This is a genomic window from Treponema sp. R6D11, assembly GCF_054786075.1.
Genome location: NZ_BDHD01000710.1, coordinates 1 through 593 on the forward strand (window position 1 = coordinate 1; position 593 = coordinate 593).

Sequence of the window (593 nt, forward strand, 5' to 3'; positions counted from 1 at the left end):
GGAATGATCCCCGCCCGTGCCTACGATTTCAAGCACGTCCATGTCGTGCAGGATTCTTACACAGTGCTTGCGCATTCCCAATGCGGACGCGGTAATTTCGTCTATGGTTTCGCCTTTGACGGACATTGCCGCAAGGTAGGCGGCCATTTGGATTTCGCTCGCCTTGCCTTCCATAATTTCGTTCATAACGCTTTCGGCGCATTCAAAAGACAGGTTTTCCCTGTTCGCCGCCTTTATAATCGCTTCTTTTATCATATCTTTTCTATATACTTATTTCTTATAACTGTCAAGATGAAAAAATGCCCCCGACGCTTAAATCTTCTAGCGTCGGGGGCTTAGGAAAACGACCTTAAATCAACGTTGAAAATCAGGCCACCTTAAACATCGAAACTTCCTTTGCCAAATATCCGATGTTTTCCCTGTTTTTTATGCTAATGTCGTTTATCCTGTTTACCGCCGTGTTAATCTGCTGGGCTCCGGCCGCCATTTCGTTGACACCTCCAGTAATTTCATTGGTTACCTGGTCAAGCTTTTTGCTCTCGCTTATTACTTCTCTGCTGTTCATGATCATTCTTAATGATTCTTCCTTAACC

At 44.7% G+C, this 593-nt stretch carries 2 pseudogenes; both read right to left on the reverse strand.

Features of this window, described 5'->3' with window-relative positions:
* Positions 1-255, reverse strand: a pseudogene (locus ACYVTD_RS15630) (anthranilate phosphoribosyltransferase); the annotation flags it as partial.
* A 112-nt stretch (positions 256-367) separates the two neighbouring features.
* A pseudogene (locus ACYVTD_RS15635) lies at positions 368-593 on the reverse strand (methyl-accepting chemotaxis protein); the annotation flags it as partial.